Annotated in this window: 18 protein-coding genes; 5 read left to right on the forward strand and 13 right to left on the reverse strand. The window is 37.6% G+C overall.

Annotation, left to right across the window (positions count from 1 at the left end):
- Positions 1-183: 183 nt before the first annotated feature.
- The 10 genes from RM573_RS09760 to RM573_RS09805 all read right to left on the reverse strand — a co-directional run bounded on the left by RM573_RS09760 (position 184) and on the right by RM573_RS09805 (position 10,182).
- Positions 184-1,140, reverse strand: coding sequence for a Gfo/Idh/MocA family oxidoreductase (locus tag RM573_RS09760; protein ID WP_311580974.1), 957 nt, complete (start codon positions 1,138-1,140; stop codon positions 184-186).
- A 92-nt stretch (positions 1,141-1,232) separates the two neighbouring features.
- The gene (locus tag RM573_RS09765; protein WP_311580978.1) at positions 1,233-2,075 is read right to left on the reverse strand and encodes a class III extradiol dioxygenase subunit beta; all 843 of its coding nucleotides are present in this window, start codon (positions 2,073-2,075) and stop codon (positions 1,233-1,235) included.
- A complete protein-coding gene (gene ligA / locus RM573_RS09770) occupies positions 2,075-2,464 on the reverse strand; it encodes a protocatechuate 4,5-dioxygenase subunit alpha (RefSeq protein WP_311580984.1) in 390 nt (129 codons plus the stop codon). Before ligA ends, RM573_RS09765 begins: the two co-directional genes overlap by 1 nt.
- Before the next feature lie 10 nt (positions 2,465-2,474).
- Positions 2,475-3,353 (reverse strand): amidohydrolase family protein, encoded by an 879-nt coding sequence (locus tag RM573_RS09775; protein ID WP_311580988.1) that lies wholly within the window; start codon positions 3,351-3,353, stop codon positions 2,475-2,477.
- 63 nt (positions 3,354-3,416) lie between these two features.
- A complete protein-coding gene (locus RM573_RS09780; protein WP_311580993.1) occupies positions 3,417-4,472 on the reverse strand; it encodes a 4-oxalomesaconate tautomerase in 1,056 nt (351 codons plus the stop codon).
- Complete coding sequence (locus tag RM573_RS09785; RefSeq protein ID WP_311580999.1) at positions 4,465-5,142, reverse strand: 4-carboxy-4-hydroxy-2-oxoadipate aldolase/oxaloacetate decarboxylase; 678 nt, start codon at positions 5,140-5,142, stop codon at positions 4,465-4,467. The genes RM573_RS09780 and RM573_RS09785 overlap by 8 nt, the downstream gene beginning before the upstream one ends.
- Before the next feature lie 49 nt (positions 5,143-5,191).
- On the reverse strand, positions 5,192-6,202 hold the full coding sequence (locus tag RM573_RS09790; protein ID WP_311581002.1) for an amidohydrolase family protein: 1,011 nt from the start codon (positions 6,200-6,202) through the stop codon (positions 5,192-5,194).
- Positions 6,203-6,373: 171 nt separating this feature from the next.
- Positions 6,374-7,843 carry an aldehyde dehydrogenase family protein gene (locus RM573_RS09795; protein ID WP_311581005.1) on the reverse strand — a complete coding sequence of 490 codons (1,470 nt, stop codon included), beginning with the start codon at positions 7,841-7,843 and terminating at the stop codon, positions 6,374-6,376.
- 19 nt (positions 7,844-7,862) lie between these two features.
- Complete coding sequence (locus RM573_RS09800) at positions 7,863-9,356, reverse strand: AMP-binding protein (RefSeq protein WP_311581008.1); 1,494 nt, start codon at positions 9,354-9,356, stop codon at positions 7,863-7,865.
- 16 nt (positions 9,357-9,372) lie between these two features.
- Positions 9,373-10,182 carry a p-hydroxycinnamoyl CoA hydratase/lyase gene (locus tag RM573_RS09805; RefSeq protein ID WP_311581011.1) on the reverse strand — a complete coding sequence of 270 codons (810 nt, stop codon included), beginning with the start codon at positions 10,180-10,182 and terminating at the stop codon, positions 9,373-9,375.
- Between the two features lie 518 nt (positions 10,183-10,700).
- Here RM573_RS09805 and RM573_RS09810 point away from each other — a divergent pair.
- Positions 10,701-12,014 carry an MFS transporter gene (locus RM573_RS09810; RefSeq protein WP_311581014.1) on the forward strand — a complete coding sequence of 438 codons (1,314 nt, stop codon included), beginning with the start codon at positions 10,701-10,703 and terminating at the stop codon, positions 12,012-12,014.
- 89 nt (positions 12,015-12,103) lie between these two features.
- On the opposite strand, the gene pobA is transcribed toward RM573_RS09810, so the two are convergent.
- Positions 12,104-13,315: a 4-hydroxybenzoate 3-monooxygenase gene (pobA, locus tag RM573_RS09815; protein ID WP_311581017.1), complete on the reverse strand. Its 1,212-nt coding sequence runs from the start codon at positions 13,313-13,315 to the stop codon at positions 12,104-12,106.
- Positions 13,316-13,472: 157 nt separating this feature from the next.
- Between pobA and RM573_RS09820 the strand changes: the two genes are divergently transcribed.
- The gene (locus RM573_RS09820; RefSeq protein WP_311581020.1) at positions 13,473-14,378 is read left to right on the forward strand and encodes a helix-turn-helix domain-containing protein; all 906 of its coding nucleotides are present in this window, start codon (positions 13,473-13,475) and stop codon (positions 14,376-14,378) included.
- Positions 14,379-14,520: 142 nt separating this feature from the next.
- Here RM573_RS09820 and RM573_RS09825 read toward each other — a convergent pair whose 3' ends face one another.
- Positions 14,521-15,156, reverse strand: a complete 636-nt coding sequence (locus tag RM573_RS09825) for a TetR/AcrR family transcriptional regulator (RefSeq protein ID WP_311581023.1) — start codon at positions 15,154-15,156, stop codon at positions 14,521-14,523.
- Positions 15,157-15,662: 506 nt separating this feature from the next.
- On the opposite strand from RM573_RS09825, the gene RM573_RS09830 reads away from it, so the two are divergent.
- The 3 genes from RM573_RS09830 (at position 15,663) to RM573_RS09840 (ending at position 20,583) form a co-directional block, all read left to right on the forward strand.
- On the forward strand, positions 15,663-17,966 hold the full coding sequence (locus RM573_RS09830; protein WP_311581026.1) for a TonB-dependent receptor: 2,304 nt from the start codon (positions 15,663-15,665) through the stop codon (positions 17,964-17,966).
- A gap of 104 nt (positions 17,967-18,070) precedes the next feature.
- On the forward strand, positions 18,071-19,831 hold the full coding sequence (locus tag RM573_RS09835; protein WP_311581029.1) for an amidohydrolase: 1,761 nt from the start codon (positions 18,071-18,073) through the stop codon (positions 19,829-19,831).
- A gap of 332 nt (positions 19,832-20,163) precedes the next feature.
- Positions 20,164-20,583, forward strand: a complete 420-nt coding sequence (locus RM573_RS09840; protein ID WP_311581032.1) for an acyl-CoA thioesterase — start codon at positions 20,164-20,166, stop codon at positions 20,581-20,583.
- A 6-nt stretch (positions 20,584-20,589) separates the two neighbouring features.
- Here RM573_RS09840 and RM573_RS09845 read toward each other — a convergent pair whose 3' ends face one another.
- Complete coding sequence (locus RM573_RS09845; protein ID WP_311581035.1) at positions 20,590-21,522, reverse strand: LysR family transcriptional regulator; 933 nt, start codon at positions 21,520-21,522, stop codon at positions 20,590-20,592.
- Between the last annotated feature and the right edge of the window lie 96 nt (positions 21,523-21,618).

Consider the following 21,618-nt stretch of genomic DNA (forward strand, 5'->3'; position numbering starts at 1 on the left):
TTATTATCTTTACTCTATTAATTCATCTAAGAATATTATACTGAATAACTCACGCGAATTCTTCAGTATTAATTTCAGTTTGTTGAGCTAAACCCACTTTAGCATTAACGGTTGACTGATGAGTTCAGCTATTCAATGATAATAAATACATTCAAACAAGCTGGCTTGAAACAAATGTTAAATTTATTTACTCGCGTTTAATTGTTGTTCTATACGGTTTAATGTATTCATAGCAGTGAAACATTGCTGAACACTTGAATTAGGCTCTTTACCCTCTCGAATAGCATTGAAAAATTCACGATCTTGTAATTCGATACCATTAAAAGATACAGCTACACCCGTCAAGTCAATAGGATTGTCTTTTCCATCATATAACTCATCATAACGAGCAAGGTAAGTGCCTTGATCACAAATATAACGAAAGAATGTGCCAAAAGGACCATCATTGTTAAAAGATAAAGATAGAGTACAAAGAGCACCTGAAGGAACTTTCATGCCAATACTCATATCCATTGCAATCCCTAAGTCTGGATGAATATTTCCCTGTAATGCAGTAACTTGTGAAGCTTCTTGACCTGTTTGATATTGAAATAAATCTACGGTATGACAAGCGTGATGCCAGAGTAAATGATCAGTCCAAGAACGGGCTTCACCTTTGGCGTTAGTATTTGTACGGCGGAAAAAGTAGGTTTGTACATCCATCTGCTGAACAGTTAATTCACCCGCTTTAATTTTATTATGGATCCATTGATGACTAGGATTAAAGCGGCGAGTATGACCAACCATAGCAACTAACTTTGTACGATTTGCAACGTCAACCAATTTTTTAGCATCTGCAATATTATCAGCCATTGGAATTTCTACTTGTACATGTTTACCTGCTTCTAAACATTGGATTGCTTGTGCAGCATGCATTTGAGTTGGTGTTGCTAAAATAACAGCATCAACATCATCACGAGCTAAACTTTCCGCTAAGTCGGTAGTATAATGCGCGATGTTACGCTCTTGAGCTAACGTCTTGATTTTGTCTAAATTTCGCGAGCCGACAACCGAAGTTACCGTGACTCCCTCAATACAAGCAATAGCATCAAGGTGCTTAATACCAAAGGCGCCCGCTGCACCTGCTACACAAACTCTCATGTTAATTCTCCACTTTTAAGCTTTAAACTTTTTTGTTAACAATTTTTATTTTTTACATAACTCAGTACTTATTGATTTTCTGGCTATGTAATTTACTTTTTATTTTCTAAAACAAGATGACCAACCGCTGTATTTGACGCGGGCACATGATAAAAACGTTGTAATTGATTAACATCTTGATCTAACGCTCCGCGCATTACCATCCACATTACTAATTCAATACCTTCAGATCCGGCATAACGTACGTAGTCAATATGAGGTTTTTTCGCTAAAGTTTCTGGGTCAGTCACAATGTCATTTAAGAATTCAATATCAAATTCTTTATTAATGAGTCCCGCACGAGGACCTTGTAATTGATGGCTCATACCACCAGTCCCCCAAATTTGTACATTTAAATCTTCGTCAAAACAATCAACCGCTTCACGTATCGCTTTACCTAAAGCAAAACAACGACTGCCTGATGGTGGTGGATACTGTACAACGTTAACGGCTATTGGAATTACTTTGCAGGGCCACTCTTCTGGCTGACCAAACATTAAAGATAAGGGCACGGTTAAGCCATGATCAACATCCATTTTATTAACAATCGTGATGTCAAAATCGCTTTGAATTACAGATTGAGCAAGGTGCGAAGCAAGCTTAGTGTGGTTTTTAACAACAGGAACTTTTCTTGGTCCCCAACCTTCATCGGCTGGTTGGAACTCTTCTGCACAACCAATTACAAAGGTTGGAATAATATCTTGGCTAAAAGCGGAAGCATGATCATTAAATACGAGAATAATAACATCAGGTTTTTCGTCTTGTATCCAGGATTTCGCAAATTCATACCCTTTAAATACTGGTTGCCAATAGTCGTCTTCTGTTTTCCCTAAATCTATGGCGGCACCGATTGCTGGAACATGGGAGGTTGCTACACCTGCAGTAATTTTCGCCATTATTTCTCACCTTCTTTATATAAATTTCCCGTCGGTGTTCTACCACCATCGATCATCATCTGAACATATTCTTCAACATTCATACCTGTCATTGTTGAAGCCGCCGCTTGAAAACTAATCCCATCGGTTGAAAATATTTTAGCTAAAAAGTAAATATTGCCACCTGCAGCTATCATCCTATTGTAATCGCGATCAAGTACGGCTAATTTTTGCTCTTCGCTCATTGGCCATTCATCTAAATAAGCCCGCTGATCTTTTTTAAAGCGCTCACGATTATCTTCCGTCATTAATGACATACAAAATTGATTTAAGTGATAACCTATTCTTGACATATCAGCATCAAAAATAGTTGTGCCCGGCACATCACTATAGGGTTTTCTTATTGACATGTTTTGCCTCTTAATCTTGCCAATACAAGTGCATTGGATTGTCAATTAATAATTGCGTTTGAAGTGCTCGTGTTGTTGCAATAAGTGGAATAACATCCACTAAATGTCCATCATCTGGGGTATGTGACTTCATATTAGGATGCGGCCAATCGGTTCCCCATAACACTCGTTCTGGAAATTGTTCAACAAGTGCTTTAGCAAAAGGAACAACATCGCTGTAGTCGGGGGCTTGCAAAGTTAATCGTTCAGGACAACTGACTTTTGTCCATATATTGGGGTTCTCTTTTAATAATTGCATGAAACATTGAAAATCATCATGCTCAATACCATTCGCCACATCTGGACGTCCCATATGATCGACAACCACAATATTATCTTGAGCAAGTTGCGTTAAAAAAGGAGTCAGCTCAACTAAATCTGGAGCTTCAAAATAAACAACAATGTGCATATTCGCTTTTTTTACTTTTTCTGCAATTGCTAAAAAAACAGCTTTTGGGGTACTGTCAACCAAGCGTTTCACAAAATTAAACCGTACTGCCCGTACCCCTTGTTGATACATACGTTGTAATTCAAGAACACTGATTTCAGGGCCAACAACGGCAACACCACGTGCTAAATCGCCAGCGGTGACTAATGCATCAATCAAAGCGTTATTATCAGTACCATGACAAGACGCTTGCACAATAACATTACGTGAAAAACCTAAATGATCACGCAATGCAAACAACTGCGCTTTTGAAGCATCACATGGAGTATATTTTCTGTTTGGATGATAAGGAAAATCCTTAACAGGTCCGAATACATGGCAATGAGCATCAACAGCACCTGCCGGTGGCTGATAATTTGGTTTGCTCGGATTTGCGTGAAATGGTAAGTAATCAGCGTCCATTAATAATTTGCCTCTTAAAATGTTTATATCTCTTTATCTAACTTGAATGGCATGAAATGCTTTTTATGCGAATACATAACCATCGAATAATTTTCGTGCGGTGCGTAAAATAGCGGCATTAATAGGTTCATTTTGGCTATTTAGTTCCAGTATTACCGTCATCTCTCCCGTTGGGTGTTCAATTGACATGGTCTTACTTTGGCCTTCAGCCAAGTTGGCAATAGTAAACGCAGTTGATTGTGGAAGAATACATGCAGTAGCGACACTAACAGCACCAAGTACACCAATTGAGGTATGGCAACGTTTTGGGATAAAAGTGCGAGTAGCTATGACACCGCCATGTTTTGCTGGACTAACCATTGACATTTTAGGAACAGATTTATGAGTAACGTCTCCTAAATTCATCATTTTTCCTGCTTGTAAACGAATAGACTCTAATCGTTTTTTTAAGCGTTCATTTTGCTCTAACGCTTCTCTACTTTCATTACCAGAAATTCCCATATCAAGCGCATTAATCACCACAACGGGCATACCATTATCAATACAGGTCACGGTAACACCATCTATCATGTCTTTTTGATTGCCGGTGGGTAATAAAGCACCGCAACTTGAACCCATGGTATCTTTAAAAGTAATCGGAATAGCACTTGCTGTGCCGGGCACGCCATCAATACTCGCTTCACCTTGATAATTAACAATACCTTTAGGTGTCGCGACTTTAACCGTGGCAAGTTGCTGAGTATTTTCCATAAAAATGGTGACTTGTGTTTCACCATCATTTGCTGAGATTAAGTCTCTTTCAATGGCAAATGGAGCAACGCCAGCTAATATATTCCCGCAATTTTGCGCATCAGTAACGACCGCTTTATCGACAAAAACTTGTAAAAACAGATAATCTACATCGACATTTTTTTTGGTCGATTTTCTAATAATTGCGACTTTAGATGTGAGTGGATCAGCCCCACCAATACCGTCAATTTGACGCTCATCAGGAGAACCCATCATTTTTAATAGAAATTTATCACGCTCTATAATATCTGTAGGTAGATCATCTGCGATAAAAAAAGCGCCTTTAGATGTTCCGCCGCGCATCCACATGCACCGCACTGGTTTATACATATTTCAAACCCTTTTCAGCTAATCGTGGGCGCATATTATAAATATCTAGCCCTAGCTCACCGTTTGCCATACGAATACGTTTAGCTTCTTCATTTGCCACTCTTTCTCGCGACTTTTCCAATACTTGTTCAGCTTCTTCCCGACGAACCACACAAACACCATCATCGTCGGCAACAATAATATCGCCGGCATTAATTAATTCATTTGCGCAAACCAAAGGTGTATTAACCGAGCCTAACGTTTCTTTAATCGTGCCTTGTGCAAAAATATGCTTAGACCAAACCGGAAATTTCATTTTTGTTAAGTCGCGTATATCACGTACTCCGCCTTCAATAATCAACCCAACCACACCACGTGATTGAGCAGAAGTTGCCAATAAATCACCAAAGAAACCAAAGTTAGAAGGCGATGTGGGTGCAAAAACTAAAATATCTCCCGGCTTTGCTTGTTCAACGGCAACATGCATCATCCAGTTGTCTCCAGCAGCACCTGAAATTGTAATAGCCGAGCCCGCTATCGAAGCGCCAGAATATATTGGGCGCATATAATCGGCCAATAAACCTCTTCGTCCTTGAGATTCATGCACAGTAGCAACACCACATGCTGCTAAACCATCTATAACGTCTTGATCTGCACGAGCAATTTCTTGTATAACTAAATTTTCTAACATTATATTTCTCTTATCTAAATGAAGATTTATCTAATCAACTTTTCATCAATTAAACCTTTAACCGACTAAAAACTTTACGCGCGTTACCCTCGAATATTTTTGCTTTATCCACAGAAGTTAATACGGTGTTGTTATCAATATATCGTTTAGTATCATCAAAATAATGGCCTGTTTCAGGGTCGATACCCCTGACTGCCCCAATCATTTCAGAAGCAAATAAAATATTATCTACAGGCACTATATCTAAGAGTAGGTCTATGCCTTTTTGGTGATAAACACAGGTATCAAAATAGATATTTTTTAACGCAGATTCTTCTAATGGCGGAAAACCTTGATCTTGCATCAATCCTCTAAAACGCCCCCAGTGGTATGGCACTGCTCCACCACCGTGAGGAATAATCATTTTTAAAGTAGGAAAATCTTTAAAAACGTCAGACATAATTAGTTGCTGAAAAGCAGTAGTATCAGCACCTAAATAATGAGAACCAGTGGTATGGAAACAGCTATTACAAGAGGCACTTACGTGGATCATCGCCGGCACATCCAACTCAACCATTTTTTCATATAAAGGATAAAAAGATTTATCGCCCAATGAGGCGTCCTGCCAAAAACCGCCAGTTGTATCGGGATTTAAGTTACAACCGATAAAGTCCATTTCTTCTACGCATCGAACTAGCTCAGCAATAGATTTTTCAGGGCTGATTCCCGGCGATTGCGGTAATTGGGCGACAGGAGCAAAGTTTTGCGGAAAGAGATCACATACACGACGGATAAGGTCATTTTGATGCTCAGTCCAAAAACGACTGGTATTTTCATTGCCAATATGATGTCCCATCCAACTCGCCCGTGGCGAAAAAATAGTTAAATCTGTACCACGTTCTTTTTGTAATCTAAGTTGGTTTTGCGCTACGCTTTCACGGATTTCATCATCACTTATGGTAATAGTGCCTTTTTCACCAACAAAATTCGGATCTTTGGCTAACTGGGCCTTTTGATTTTCTCTATATTCACCGACTTGAGGCGGTGTTGTAGTGTAGTGTCCATGACAATCAATAATCATTTTAAACCTTGCTTATAAATGTTTAGTAAGAGTGAATACTATCTGCGATGCTGTTGATTCTGCAGAAGCTCATATTTTCATTTAAAAAATCGCTATTAAAGTGAAGTCATAGTTCATTTCAGTGGTTAACAAATAGCAAGCCACTGAAATTATATGAACTGTTTTAATTAACTAGCTCTCTTCAAAAAATGGCGGATAGTGAGGCTCTTTCGTGACAGTAACCCACTGTGTTTCAGTGAATGCGTTGAGCGACGCTTTACCGCCATGTCCACCTAGGCCACTGTTTTTCACTCCAGAAAAGGGAACATGCGGCTCATCATCAACGGTACTATCATTAATATGAGTCATTCCCACTTCTAATTTTGCAGCGACTTCAAGCCCACGCGCTACATCAGCAGTGATAATGGCTGACGACAATCCATATTCACTACTATTATGAATGGCGATAGCCTCTTCGGTATCTTTGGCAATAATGATAGGAGCGACAGGTCCAAAATTTTCATTTTGAATAATTTTCATATCATTTGTGACATTACTTATTACGGTAGGATGATAAAACGGTCCTTCATGAGTGCCGCCAATAAGAACATCTGCACCTTGAGTTTTCGCATCTTCAACTTGATCAATAATTTGCTCAAGTTGCTTTTTATTCACGATTGGGCCAATCGCTTTGTTGATTTCCCAAGGGTCACCCACGTTAAGTTTTTCAACATTTTTAACAAAACGTTCGGTAAATTCTTTCGCAACATTCTTATGAACAATGACACGCTCAGTTGACATACAAATTTGGCCTTGATGCATAAATGAACCAAATGTTGCGGCATTAACGGCTAAACCTATATCAGCGTCTTCAAGGACTATAATGGCGTCTTTGCCCCCTAACTCTAAGCAGGTCTTTTTCAATAAACCACCTGCTCGCGCACCAATCTGTTTACCCACTGCAGTCGAGCCGGTAAAGCTAATGCATTTTACAATAGGGTTGGCCACAAGCTCTTCGCCAACATCCGCGACATTATCTCTTGAGCACGTTATCAGGTTAAAAACGCCCGGCGGTAAACCTGCTTGTTCACAAGCTTTGGCGAATAATATGCCGCCTGAAATTGGACTTTCCTCAGAAGGTTTTAATACCACGGTATTACCTAGCGCCATGGCAGGAGCAAAACCTCTTGCTGAAAGCAATGTTGGAAAATTCCAAGGCGATATCACCGATACTACACCAACAGGTTTACGCATCAGCATACTGGTTTTACCATTTGCCGAAGGGAGTATTTCACCTGTGGATTGATAAGTCATAGCAGCGGCTGTGCGAAATTCTTCAAGTACAGCATTACATTCAAATAACGCTTTACCAAACCATGAACCCACTTCATTAACTAATGCTTCAGTAAATTCATCATTCATAGTTTTCACTATCTCAGCAATTTTATGCAAATAGTTAACTCGCTCAGTATGTGGTAACGCAGCCCACGCTGGCTGAGCATCTGAGGCGGCTTGTAAGGCTTTTTTAGTATCACTAACGCAAGCATCCGCAACGTTGGCGATAACTTGGCCATTTGTAGGATTCAATACCTCAAATGTTTTGCCATGCTCTGCTTGTGTCCATTCACCATTAATGAAAATTAATTGCTGCTGTGTTGTCATAATATTTACTCTTAAATGTTTAGTATTCTGGCTTGTTATTCTTAGCTAATGCTTTTTTCAAAATTTTTCCTGTGGCATTTTTAGGGAGTGCTTTTATATAACTGATATATTTAGGCACTTTATACTTAGCTAATTGCTCAGTTAAAAAGGCTAAAACCACCTCAGTATTCGGTTTGTCTTTATCATTCTTAAGCACGATATAAAGATGACCAACCTCCCCCCATCGTTCATCCGCTACGCCAACAACCGCACTTTCTTTAACTAATGGGTGACTCGCTAAACAGTGTTCTATTTCAGCGGGATAGACATTTTCTCCCCCTGAAATATACATATCTTTAGAGCGGCCAATAATCCAATAACATCCATCTTGATCAACTCGTGCTATATCTCCGGTAGCAAACCAACCATCGGCTGTGAAAGCAGAATCTGATTCACGTGCTCTCCCCCAATACCCTGCAATGATATTGTCACCTTTAAGTAACAGTTCGCCGGGTTGACCAACAACACATTCAGTACCGTTTTCATCCACAATTAAAGCTTTCATATCCGGCGCAGCAAAACCAACTGCACCTGCGTGTTGAGCTATAAACGATTTATTAATAGGCATACCAAAAACAGTTCCCGCTTCACTAGAACCGTAACCATCAACAGCCAATATGCCATCTTCTAACCAAGCATTAATATCCGCTGACGGATTAGGTGCTCCACCAGTGAATATTGCGACTAGGTTATTGAGTTTACTTGATTCGAAAGATTGCTCAGTTCTGAGAGCTTGAGCCATTTGAGGTACACAAAAGTAATGAGTGATGGCCAACCTAGTATCGTACAAGTTGTTAAGGGTTTTTGACGGTGAAAATCCATCAGAAATATAAAATGAAGCACCACGCATAATAGCGGTACATACATTGGCCACTAAACCAATTACATGAAAAAAGGGTGCGTCACAAAGATAGACGCTACTTTTAGTCACTTCACAAAGCAATGATGCATTGATACAGGTTTGTTCAATGTTACGCTTACTCAATAAAGCGCCTTTGGGTTTTCCTGAAGTACCGGAAGTAAAGAGGATCAGCGCAGGGCTATCAATATTAATTTCATCAGTTATTGATTCGAATACGTCGGCAGTAGATATTTGCTCGATGATATCTGATATTACTGTGCCAGCTAAATTTGCATACTTTAAACAATCATCGCCAATCAGCATTGTCGGTTCTACGTCGCTGATAAGATAGCTTAATTCCGTAGGTGTTAATCGCCAATTTAACGGGACAAAAATTGCCCCAATACGCATAGAGGCAAAAAATAACATCACATATTCAGCATTGTTTTTCGATAAAACTGTAACCCGGTCACCCGCCTTAACCTTGTTTTTCTTAAGTACAGAGCAACACTTAGCTACAGCTATATCAAACTCAAGATATGACCACTGGCGACCTGAGCTGAGCTCAACCACAGCTAAGCTATCAGGATTAAGCTTGGCATGAAAACTAATATAATCAGCTGTTTTTAGCATACAAACCTCTGCTAGATTACTTGGTTATATCGTACGTAGACAGGCCAGGCTTAAAGGTTTTCTCATCAATAAATTGACGTATTCCTTCCTTTCGGCCTTCGTTATCAAAGCTATTCGCGGCTTCTTGAGCTCTGATCAAATAGTCTTCTGCATTATCATAGGTCATTTCTGACACACGTCTAATCGCATCTTTAGTTGCTTTTAAAGCAACTGGGTTTTTCTGCAATAGTATTTCTGCTAATTCGGTTACACGTGCTTTTAATTGTTCTACGGGTACCGCTTCGTTGATCAAATTCCATTGTGCTGCTTTTTCAGCGTTAATGAGTTCACCCGTCATGGCATGATACATAGCATCACGCATTGACAATAAATCAGTAGCCACTTTAGTCGCGCCACCACCAGGTAAAATCCCCCAATTTATTTCACTTAAGCCAAATTTTGCCTCTAATGATGCAATCGCTAAATCACAGGAATATAACGGACCATAACCGCCACCAAAGCACCAACCATTAACCATGGCTATTGTAGGCTTTTGGTACCAGCGCAATTTTCTCCACCAACCATATGATTCACTTTGTGCCTGACGAATACCGCCTAATCCTTTCGCTTCAGTTTCACGAAAATATTCTTTTAGATCCATGCCAGCGGTCCATGCGGTGCCCTCTCCCGTTAATACAAGTACTCCGACATCATCGTTAAATTCTAATTCATTTAGTACTTTCATCATTTCACGATTTAATTCAGGACTCATTGCATTGCGTTTTTCTGGACGGTTAAAACTAACCCATGCAATACGATTCTCAATTTTATATTTAACAATGGTCATCTATTTATCCTCATTCTCTAATTTGTTGCGACTTCAATTCATGTAAGTGAAGGAACTTTATTTCAAAACTATACCACCCTTAAAAGTTATGAACAATAACTAAATTGAGAAATTTTAATTGAGTAAAATGATAAATAGTGAAAATATAATTTGAATAGTTAGCTTAGCTATCTAATGAATGACTTATCTCCAATAGAGAAATAGCTTGCGATAAAAATATCATCTAATTGTTTTTAAAGGGCTTTACTTGCCATGAACTATTAGTTTTTGTGAGAATTGATAAGTGTCGATGAAAGATAAGAATAATGAATAGGCTTTTATTTTAATTAATTCTTGACTTAATGATTTACTTACCAATAAAATCGTTATGAATCATTACCAATAACTCTTTGAGTAAATAGAAAAAAAGAAGACAGTGCATGACAAGTTCACGATGTAATAATCATCAACTGAAATGACGGTTTTAACACTGGCTACTTAAAAACCTACTCTTATTAATACCTAACAATGGAAACAAAATGATAGTAAATAGAGACCCTAGAGAAATTATCGATAATTCAAAGATGTCATCTTTACAAGTTTTAGTAATTTTCATTACTGTTTGCTTAGGTGCATTAGATGGTTTTGACTTATTGTCTATTAGTTTTGCTGCGCCAGGCATTGCATCAGAATGGCAAATAAATCGTGTATCTCTTGGCGTTGTACTATCGATGGAACTTATTGGGATGGGGTTTGGCTCTATATTATTAGGAGGTATTGCGGATAAATTAGGACGTCGCCGTACCATCTTAGTCTGCTTAACTTTAATGAGTATTTCTATGTTTTTATCGACAACCTCCGCTAGTGTTTTTGAATTGTCCATATGGCGGGTTTTCACTGGCTTTGGTATTGGAGGTATGCTTACCTCAATTAATGCAATAGCTGCGGAATATGCCAATGCTAAGTTTCGCTCACTTTGCGTCTCTTTAGTTGCCGCAGGTTATCCAATTGGAGGAGCAATTGGTGGGACTATCGCTTCAGTTCTATTAGTTGATTATGACTGGCGATCGGTATTTTATTTAGGAACCTTTGCTACAATATTATTTATACCGTTAGTCTATTTTTTAGTTCCAGAGTCCATTCATTGGCTTACGTCAAAACAACCAGACAATGCCTTAGCTAAGATTAATAAAATATTAGTACGAATTAGACAAAATCCAATCAGTCACTTACCTGATATTTCTGAAAAAATAAGCCATCAATCCATCAAAGATATTTTTTCTAAAAGTTTAGTGAAAATTACAATTTTGATCAGTCTGTTATATATATTTCACGTTTCTACCTTTTATTTTATTCTCAAATGGATGCCTAAAATAGTGGTAGATATGGGGTTTAATTCGTCAGAAGCGAGCAGTGTATTAGTTTGGGCTAATATTGGCGGAATTCTAGGTGCGGTTCTTTTCTCGTTATTAACTTTACGTTTTGGATTAAAAGCATTAATGACATCAGTATTAGCGTTATCGGCACTTTTTGTAACTTTGTTAGGGCAAATGAACGCTAATTTAACTCACTTATCGTTAATGAGCGCAATTGCTCACTTCTTTACTAATGCCAGTATGGTTGGAATGTATGCATTATTTACTCAAATATTTCCAACACACGTTAGAGCATTTGGCACCGGCTTTTGTATTGGCATAGGACGTGCTGGATCAGTATTATCTCCCATTTTAGCGGGTTATTTATTTAGCCTTAACTTGGCTTTCTCCCAAGTAGCATTTTTCATGTCACTAGGTTCTTGTCTTGCCTTATTTATATTAGTTTTTATCAGTTTAAACGCTAACATTAAACAATAAAATATGCCTAGCCTGATCAAAAGGATGAGGCTAGGTTATACCAATCGGATCAATAATTTAGTTCGATTGGTATTACAAAATCAATCGAGTTATTTAACTTCTTCATAGGGTAAACCAACGTACTGCTCAGCAATCACTTTTCGACCATTTTCAGAGCTAAGGTAGTAACTCAATTCAGACTCCATAAATCGTTCAAAAGTGTTGCCATCAAGATCTTGATTTTCCACTTTACCAAAGTTGTGTAACATATTGCTCATCCACCAAGAGAAGCGCTCTCCATGCCATACTCTGCGTAATGCAATTTCAGAATATTGCTCAATGCACGCTTTATCGTCTTCCTTATATACTTTGGTTAATATTTTATATAATGTCGCTACATCAGAAGCCGCTAAATTTAAACCTTTTGCGCCAGTTGGTGGCACAATATGTGCGGCATCACCAACCAAAAACAAGCGTCCATATTGCATGGGCTCACAGATAAATGAACGTAATGGCGCAATACTTTTTTCAATACTAGAACCTGTAATTAAGTTTTTGGCTGCCTTAGCAGGTAAACGTTTTTTTAATTCATCCCAGAAGTCGTCGTCGCTCCAATCTTCCACCTTATCTGTTAATGGTACTTGTAAGTAATAACGTGAACGTGTTGCTGATCGCATGCTAGCTAAAGCAAAACCATGTTTGTTTTTACAATAAATTAACTCATCGCTTACCGGTGGCGTATCACTCATTAAGCCTAACCACCCAAATGGATAAATACGTTCATGCTCTGTTCTTTTCTCTTCGGGAATTGTTTGTCTTGAAACTCCGTGAAAACCATCACAACCGGCAATATAATCACAATCTAGATGATATTCTTCACCATTATGCTTAAAGGTTATTGCTGGACTAGCTGATTTAACATGAAGTGGCGTTACCTCACTAGCTTCATAATAAGTCGTCAAGCCAGCCTCTTCTCGGGCTTTCATTAGGTCTTCGGTTATATTTACTTGTCCATAACAAACAACAACACTGCCGCCGGTTAATTCTTTTAAATCAATATGCGTACACTTATCGTCAATCGCTATTTCAAAACCATCATGAACAACACCTTCACGATCCATTTTTTCGCCAACGCCAGCTTCTCGTACCAAGTCAGCAAAACCTTGCTCTAAAATTCCGGCACGAATTCGCCCTAAGACATATTTCCCCGTCACTCTTTCTAAAATAATATTACTAATACCTTGTTTAGCAAGAAGCTGTCCTAATAACAGTCCTGATGGGCCAGCACCAATAATCGCCACTTGAGTTTTAATTTTTTTCATAAATCATTCACCTTATGAGTTAACGTTAATTCTAATTATTTTCAGAAATAATACGTGGCAAAAAGGTGAACATAAATTCACATTAAATGATAAAACTTGTACTTTTCATGCAAGATAACAATAATTGTTATAAGTAAATTCAGGAAACAATAAACACATGAATAAGATTGATAAACCTCATGCAATACCTCAATTTAATTTGTATGGTGAAATTAATGAATCTTTACATAGAGATGCTGAATTTATACATATTGAAGATATTTCAACACGATGTAAGAAGAACAACTGGCAGATAAACCCGCATCGCCATGGGGTTTTATTGCAAGTTTTCTGTATGTTTGAAGGTGAGATAAAGGTTAAACTAGATGAAAGACATCATTTATTAACTGGTAGCTGGGTCATTGTTATCCCCTCTGGATTCGTTCATGCTTTTGAGATTTCTTCCGAAACAAAAGGCGTTGTTCTGACAATTGCCGAACACTTATTAACCACTAATCACGATCAGAGCAATAAAGATTGCTTTACTCCCTTATTACAGTCGCCTCAATTGATAGAATTCAAAGAAGAAGATGTACTTTTAAAGCAACTGAAAAATTATATAAAACAGATTGAAATTGAATTCAACAGTGCAGAAACCGAACAATACATCATGTTAGAATGGTTGGTAAAAGCAACCGTATTAACACTAAAAAGGCAACTACATCATTTTGACTTCCAGGCCATAACTAACAATAAAAGCTATCAAATAATCAACAAATTTCGTGATTTATTAGAAAAGAATTTTACTAAACAATGGCCTGTAGAAAAATATGCTTCAATATTATGTATTTCCCCCTCGACCTTAAATAGGTTATGTAAAGAAGTCGTTGGTAAATCGCCAAAAACGACAATTCAACATAGGTTATATCTTGAGATCAAAAGAAGAATTATCTACACGGACGACCCATTGGATCAAATAGCCTATAATCTTGGTTATAAAGATCCGGGGTATTTCTCTCGCTTTTTCAAAAAACTTGAAGGGGTATCGCCTCGCAATTATCGTAATAATAAAATGGATTTATAGTCTTAAAATAATTAACAAGAGCCAGGCTTACTTAGTTTTTCGTCACCGCTAAAAAAATGAATTTGAACAAAATTTATAGCCATAATATCTGTAGCTATATGACAAATCGAAGCAAAAAATTAAAAGTTAAAAATTAAAAGCATTAGGCATTATTTGACAGAGAATTTCGATAATGAGTCAAAACCCCCATGATGGCCGCTAACTCCCAACCATTAGCCTCGCCATGATATTTGCTTGATATCTTTGAACGAAAATCCCAAAAACCGCCATTAATTGAGTATATAAAATGACTTAAACGGGTTAGCTTTTCTTTCGAACCTGGAAAATCATAGCGAGACAAAAAATTAACGATTCGCTCACTAATGACGTTACTGTGATCAATATCCACTTCTCTCATTTCTGGATATAAGTGAAATGCCTGTTCTAATTCGGGTAGAATATTTTGTTCATTTTCTTTTTCACTCAATTTACTATGTAGTGATACAAAAAACGCTTCCCAGCCCATGCTAGTGTATGGTTCATTGTCAAAATCATCTAATATGCTGCGTATATCTTTAAGGTATTCATTATAGAGTGATACAAAAATTGCTTTTTTATTAGGAAAATACTGATAAACCGAGCCAACTGATACACCCGCTTTTTTTGCAATATGAACCGTAGTAACCGCTGCTAATCCTTGCTCTTGAAGTAAGGCATAAGTAGCTGAGATGATTTTTTCGACCCGTTCGCGTGAACGCGTTTGAGAAGGCTGCTTTCGAGGCTGTATTTTTTCTTTCATTCAAATAGTTGGCGTATAAGTACAAGAATGTGAATAATACTTCATACTAACTGAACGAGCAACACAGCAACCAACCGTAAACAAAGCATGAAATTTAGCCTTAAATAGCAAAGAAGTGGTTTCAGTAATAGCATGTTAAATCATCGAAAGGGAGATATCACCTGTTTAAATTACCTGTTGCTTGTTTCAGATAACCGTCTAATTCGTCAAAAAAAAAGAACAACTATATTGTAACCGTATATTAATTTTTCACAATCAGCAACCTTAAAGAACGGATACAAAAAACCACAACAAACCGTTTTATATCAGAGAATTAAATTATTAACGCCTATTTTCATTACCCGCAGATTATTTTTTGTATCTTATGTAAAAAAATAAATTAAAAGCGTTTTAAGCCAAATAGTGTTTGAATTATTTTACACGGCATGTATTATCGAAAATAGAATATAAATAAACATTCATATTATTTGATACACACAATAAAAATGATAAAAGGCCTGGAAATCATGAAATTTCATAAATCATTACTTGTTATAGCTATTGCGACTGCGTTCAGCAGCTCAGCTACAGCAACAGAGGAAACACTAGATAAAGCTAAAAATGACTACGAAGTCATTGTTGTTACACAAAATCGTATACAAACCTTAAAAGAAGTTCCGGTTGCAGTGAGCGCTTTTGGTGAAGATTTTCTTGAAGATTTTAATGTCACTAATGCGGTCGATTTAGCCAAATTTACCCCTGGACTAAATGGTGGCAGTACCAATGATAGCTTTATAGATACCATTGGTATCCGTGGTATTGTTACTTCAGATTTTGGCGTGGGGGGTGATGCCTCAATTGGCCTATATTTAGATGGTGTTTATCAAGGTCGAAGTGGCGGTTCATTATCAAGCTTTTATGATATGTCTCGAGTAGAAGTTGCCAAAGGCCCCCAAGGTACGCTTTATGGTCGTAACGCAGCCTCAGGTGCTATTAGTATGTTCACTAATGAAGCGATAGATGCTACAGAAGGCTCATTTGAATTTGGTCTTGGTAGCGATAATATGCAAGAAATTACTGGTGTATTTAATACCACCTTAAGTGATGATGCGTTTATACGTTTTGCTGGCTACCATTTAAGTGAAGACAGTTATATTAAAAACACAGAAGGTGGCACACTGCGTGACAAAGAAGTTAATGCACTACGCGTTAACTTTAGCTATGAAGGATGGCAAGATAGTCTGCTTAAAATAAGTGTTAATTATGAAGATCGTGATATGGATGGTGGAGTCTACCGCTCTATTTGGACACAAGCAGATAGCAGAAAAGTAAGCACCGACCATGGTGATGATGCTCAAGATACTGCTGAAGTTTTTGCAACTACCATCGACTTTGAACATGATTTTGGTGCAACAACGTTTAGCTCGCAAACCGCCATGAAAAATTACACTTGGACTTACAGTGAAGATGTTGATGGTTCAGTATTACCTTTAAGCTTTTATAAACAAAATGATGATACGGGTTATTTAAGTCAAGAATTTCGACTAACTTCCAATACTGGCTCTGATGTTTTCTGGTTTGTAGGGGCCAATTTCTATCAAGAAAAAATCGATTCTTCATTTGCTAACCAGTATGATGAAGACGCGTTTTGTGCTCAACTTCCTAATTTATCAAGTTGGGAGGCTCCTTTTGCATCTCACCCTAGTCAACCCGCAAATGTATTTGCTGATTGTCATGAATTAGTGGTTTATGGGTTTGGCGTACCTGAAGAATACGCTCCAACTCCCGGCTCAGGCATGATAGGAAAAGAAGAACAAGTTTCGGCAAAAGGTACATATCGTGGTTATGGTGTTTATGGTGATATTACTTGGTCGATTACCGAGCAAACCAATATTACTTTAGGTGGCCGCTTTTCCTATGACGAAAAAGAATTTGCTTTAAGTTTACCCACCGAACAAGGGGTTATGGGTAATATGTGGCTTATTGGTGGTCATACTGATGGACAATGGATCAGCGATAGTAAAGATTGGTCACAATTTACTCCTCGTTTAGCCATCAATCATGAACTCACAAATAAAGTTAATATTTATGCAAATTACTCTCAAGGATACAAATCCGGTGGATTTAATACCTTCGCACTTGATATTAAAGATCCAACGTGGGAGTTAGGCTTATTGCCAGAAAGTACAGAATTAGCCAGTTATGATCCTGAAACGGTAAACAGCTATGAGTTAGGCATTAAAGGTGATTATTTTAATGATCTTGTTAAGTTTAATTTAGCGGCTTATTACTATGATTACGATGATTTACAAGGCACATTTGCAGAAACTGGCGGGATAACTATTAAGAATATTGGTAAGGCTGAAGGCAAAGGCATTGAGTTTGAACTGACCTATTTACCAACCGAAAACATACGATTGTTCCTCGCTTCAGCATTACAAGACTCTGAAGTGATTGAAGGCACAGATCTTTCGGGTGAATCTATTGCAGGTAAAAAATTAGCAGCGCCAGATGTCACTCTTAGTTTTGTAGGTGGTTATTTTTGGTATCTAGAAAACGATGTTGATTTAACCTTACAGTTTTCTTACAACTGGCAAACAAAAACTTTTGGCAGTGAATTCCAAGGGGGTAACGATGTGTTAGAGCAAGACGCTTATGGTTTAGCAGGTCTTCAATTTGTTGCTACCGGTTTAGATTGGCAAGTATCTACTTACATCAATAATTTAACAGATGAAGTTTATTACTCTGGCGCATTAATTGATGCTGGGGTAAATAGATTTGGCATTGGTCGTGGTATTAATGGTGGCGTAAAAGTGAAATATAATTTTTAGTTTTACCAACTATTTCCTATTGTTAAGAGCCTTTTACTTAAATCAGGTAAAGGGTTCTCTCAGTATTACCAATATCAATGAATAAAAATACCAAAGAGGTAACTATGAAAAAATTCTCTAAATTATGTTCACTCATGCTATTCGTTTTTATAACTAGCTGCGCTGAAAAAAACGTTCAAAGTCCAGAACTTAAAGCTGATTTAGTTTTAACTAATGGAAAGATTTATACCGTGGATGAAACCAAGCCGTGGGCACAAGCCGTTGCCATTAAGGACGATGAAATTGTATATGTTGGGGATAATAAGGGAGTGCAAGCTTGGATTACTAGTGAGACGAAACAGCAAGATTTAGCCGGTCAAATGCTATTACCTGGCTTTATCGACTCACATGTTCACCCTGTAATGGGTGGGGCGTATGTTCGCAGTTTATCACTAGATACTTTTGGTACTCCTGAGCATTGGTATAAGCAAATTAAAGAGTATGCTGCGCAACACCCTGAAGATGAAGTATTATTTGGCTATGGCTTTTTAGCCAGTGCTTTTGGCCCAGAAGGACCAACAAGTGCTATGTTAGATAACATTATTGCAGACCGTGCTGTATATCTTATGGATGAAGGCTTTCACGGTGCGTGGGGTAATACTAAAGCACTTGAATTATTGAAAATTGATAAAAACACCCCAGATCCTGAGCCTGGTTTTAGCTACTACAAGCGTGACGAGCAAGGTAACCCTACCGGCTACTTTTTAGAAGGAACTGCCACGGCTGCTATTGATCAATTAGGCATCATTAGTGTTGAAAGCGTTGCTTTAGGTACCAGCGACGTGATTAAAATTTTGAATAGTTACGGTGTGACTTCCGTTTTTGATGCTGGCGCACTCGATGTTGGAGAAATGCAGGTAGATATTCTTGATAAAATAGTAGAACAAGGTGATATGACTATACGTATGAAAGCATCACATATGGTTAGTTCTGCTGAAGATTACGACACTGCAATAGAACAAACCCTACATAAGCGAGCCATTAGTAAGCGTGAAATGTATCACATCAATATGTTGAAAATTATGAATGATGGTACGATTGAGGGTAAAACGGCAAGTATGTTTGAAGATTACCAAAACGAACCAAATAACAAAGGTGAAAATGTTTTTAATCAGCAACAAATGAATTCTCTTATTTCTAGAGCCAGTGCCGAAAACATTGACGTACATATTCATGCCTTAGGTGAGAGAGCCATTTCCGAAACGCTAAATGCTATTGAATTAGTTCGTAAAGATCCTAAAAGCGCTAATAGCACCAGCCGTTATACTATTTGTCATATTCAAGTTTTAACAGATTCAGATATTCCACGTTTTGCTGAGCTTGATGTTATTGCACAAAGCACGCCGTTATGGGCATCGTATGATGATTTTGGCAAATCCTTTGTCAGTGATGATCAATTTAATCGATATTTCCGCTTTAATAGCATCAAAGAAACAGGAGCCAAAATGTCTTTTGGCAGTGACTTTCCTGCATCAGGAGCTGGCACCTTAGGCATGTCGCCAATTTTTAATATGGAAGTGGGTCATACGCGTCAATCGGCTGAAAATGCCCCTATCCAACCTGGCGAACATGAGCGTTTAGATATTGCGACATTAATAAAAGGTTACACGATAGACGGTGCTTATCAATTACATATGGAAGACAGCATAGGTTCAATTACCGTGGGTAAAAAAGCAGACTTAGTACTATTGGATAAAAACTTGTTCGAGGTTGAAAAATACAATATTCATAATGTCAAAGTATTACAAACAATATTAGGTGGTAAAACGGTGTATCGTGCTGAGGGTGAAGTTGCTGCAGTTTCAAGTAAACACTCTGCCAATTAATACCGCTAATCGCTTCTGAGCACAATTATATTGCCTTGCTTTAGGCTTAAGAAATATAACAAGCTAATGCCAAATAAATCAAAGCACACTTTGAATAACAACTAAATTTAAAGTGTGCATGTTACCTGTTGCAAGAAATCCTCATAAAGTAATTAAGTTACTTCCTTTTTATGACGAATTTGAGAATAACATTCGTTGCAATTTTTAAACGTAATTTAAGTTAATTTACCATTTACCAATTTCCATTTTGAGTATATTATTTTGAACAGGCATTCAAAATATTTTATACCTTGGTGCTTTTGGCTTTAATTTTCTAATTATTAGGTTTAAATATGTTTTATCAAATAATAAAGCCGCGTGTCGGTGAAACAGATGCTCTTGGACACATAAATAATACGGTTATTCCTCAGTGGTTCGAAGGAGGAAGAAATCCAATATTTAGGTTATTTAGCCCAGAATTTAATTTAAACCTCAGCCAATGGGGGTTAACTTTAGCGAAAAGCACTATCGAGTTTCATTTACCCTTATTATTTGATTATGATGTTGAAATAAAAACCTATATATCTCGAATTGGTACTAGTTCACTTGATGTTTATCAGGAAGCATGGCAAAACGGGGTGAAACATGTATCAGGAACTGCAGTCATGGTTCATTTTGATTTTATTACTCGAGAGTCGCGCCCCATATCTAATATGTTTAAACAAAAATTACATATGCACTTTTGTAACTCTATACCTGAAACTTATTATTAACAAAACTCAGCGTTCTTTTTTAGCTTGAGCTAATTCCTCTAAATAAGCCTCTAAAATTAGATGGCTTCGTGCTCCTTTACTCGTAATGACGGAAAAGTTGGTGCTAAATTTCCTACGATGCGCTTCAATAGCGCGCAATTTATCTCTAGCTACCCAACGTTGTGCAAAGTGAGTGGGTAAAAAGCCAATAAACCGCCCTGTTAATATCAAGAATGCGATGCCTTCTCTATCCGTAGAAGTTGCCGTTGCTTTAAGTTTCTTTTGTTGCTGTTTAATCTCAACTGATTGCGGGTAATTTGGAACAACCGCATCATATTGGTATAAAGAGTCATCACTTATTTGATACAAGTCTTGTTTAAATAAATGGTGATGCTCGCTACAATAAAGCAATGACTCTTCTTTATATAAAGGTAAATAATTAAGTCCTGGAAGAGTTCTAAATTCAGGTACAACACCAATATGTAATTGCCCATTTAAAATGGCTGATTCAATATCATTTGGCGGCATCATTCGGATATTAATCACAATATCCGGTGCTCGATGTTTTAACGTGCTGAGTGCACGGGTAATGCGCATTTCCGGAATAGTGACCAAATTATCAGTAATGCCAATATTAAAGTCGCCAACTAACTCAGTATTAATGGCATTAATTTGAGATTTAAATAACTCAAGGCTACTTAACAACTGTAAGGTCGATTGATAAACATGCTTCCCATGTTCTGTAATAGAAAATCCAGAACGGCCGCGGTTACACAAACGCATTTGCAATAACGACTCAAGCTCAGAAACTGCCAAACTAATGGCTGGCCTACTTATATTTAACTCGACTTCTGCGGCAGCAAACCCTCCACACTCAATCACCGTTTTAAACACTTTTAATAATCTAATATGAGAGTCACCTAATTGCCTAGGCAGTATGTTTTTATTTGAATTAGACATGATTCAGTTAGCCAATGTATTCTTTCGTGTAATTTTAGGTAAGTAATCACTTAACTAAAGTTTAAAAAATATGAATTTATTAAACTAACAGTTTGG

Source organism: Thalassotalea castellviae, assembly GCF_031846185.1.
Lineage (GTDB): Bacteria > Pseudomonadota > Gammaproteobacteria > Enterobacterales > Alteromonadaceae > Thalassotalea_H > Thalassotalea_H castellviae.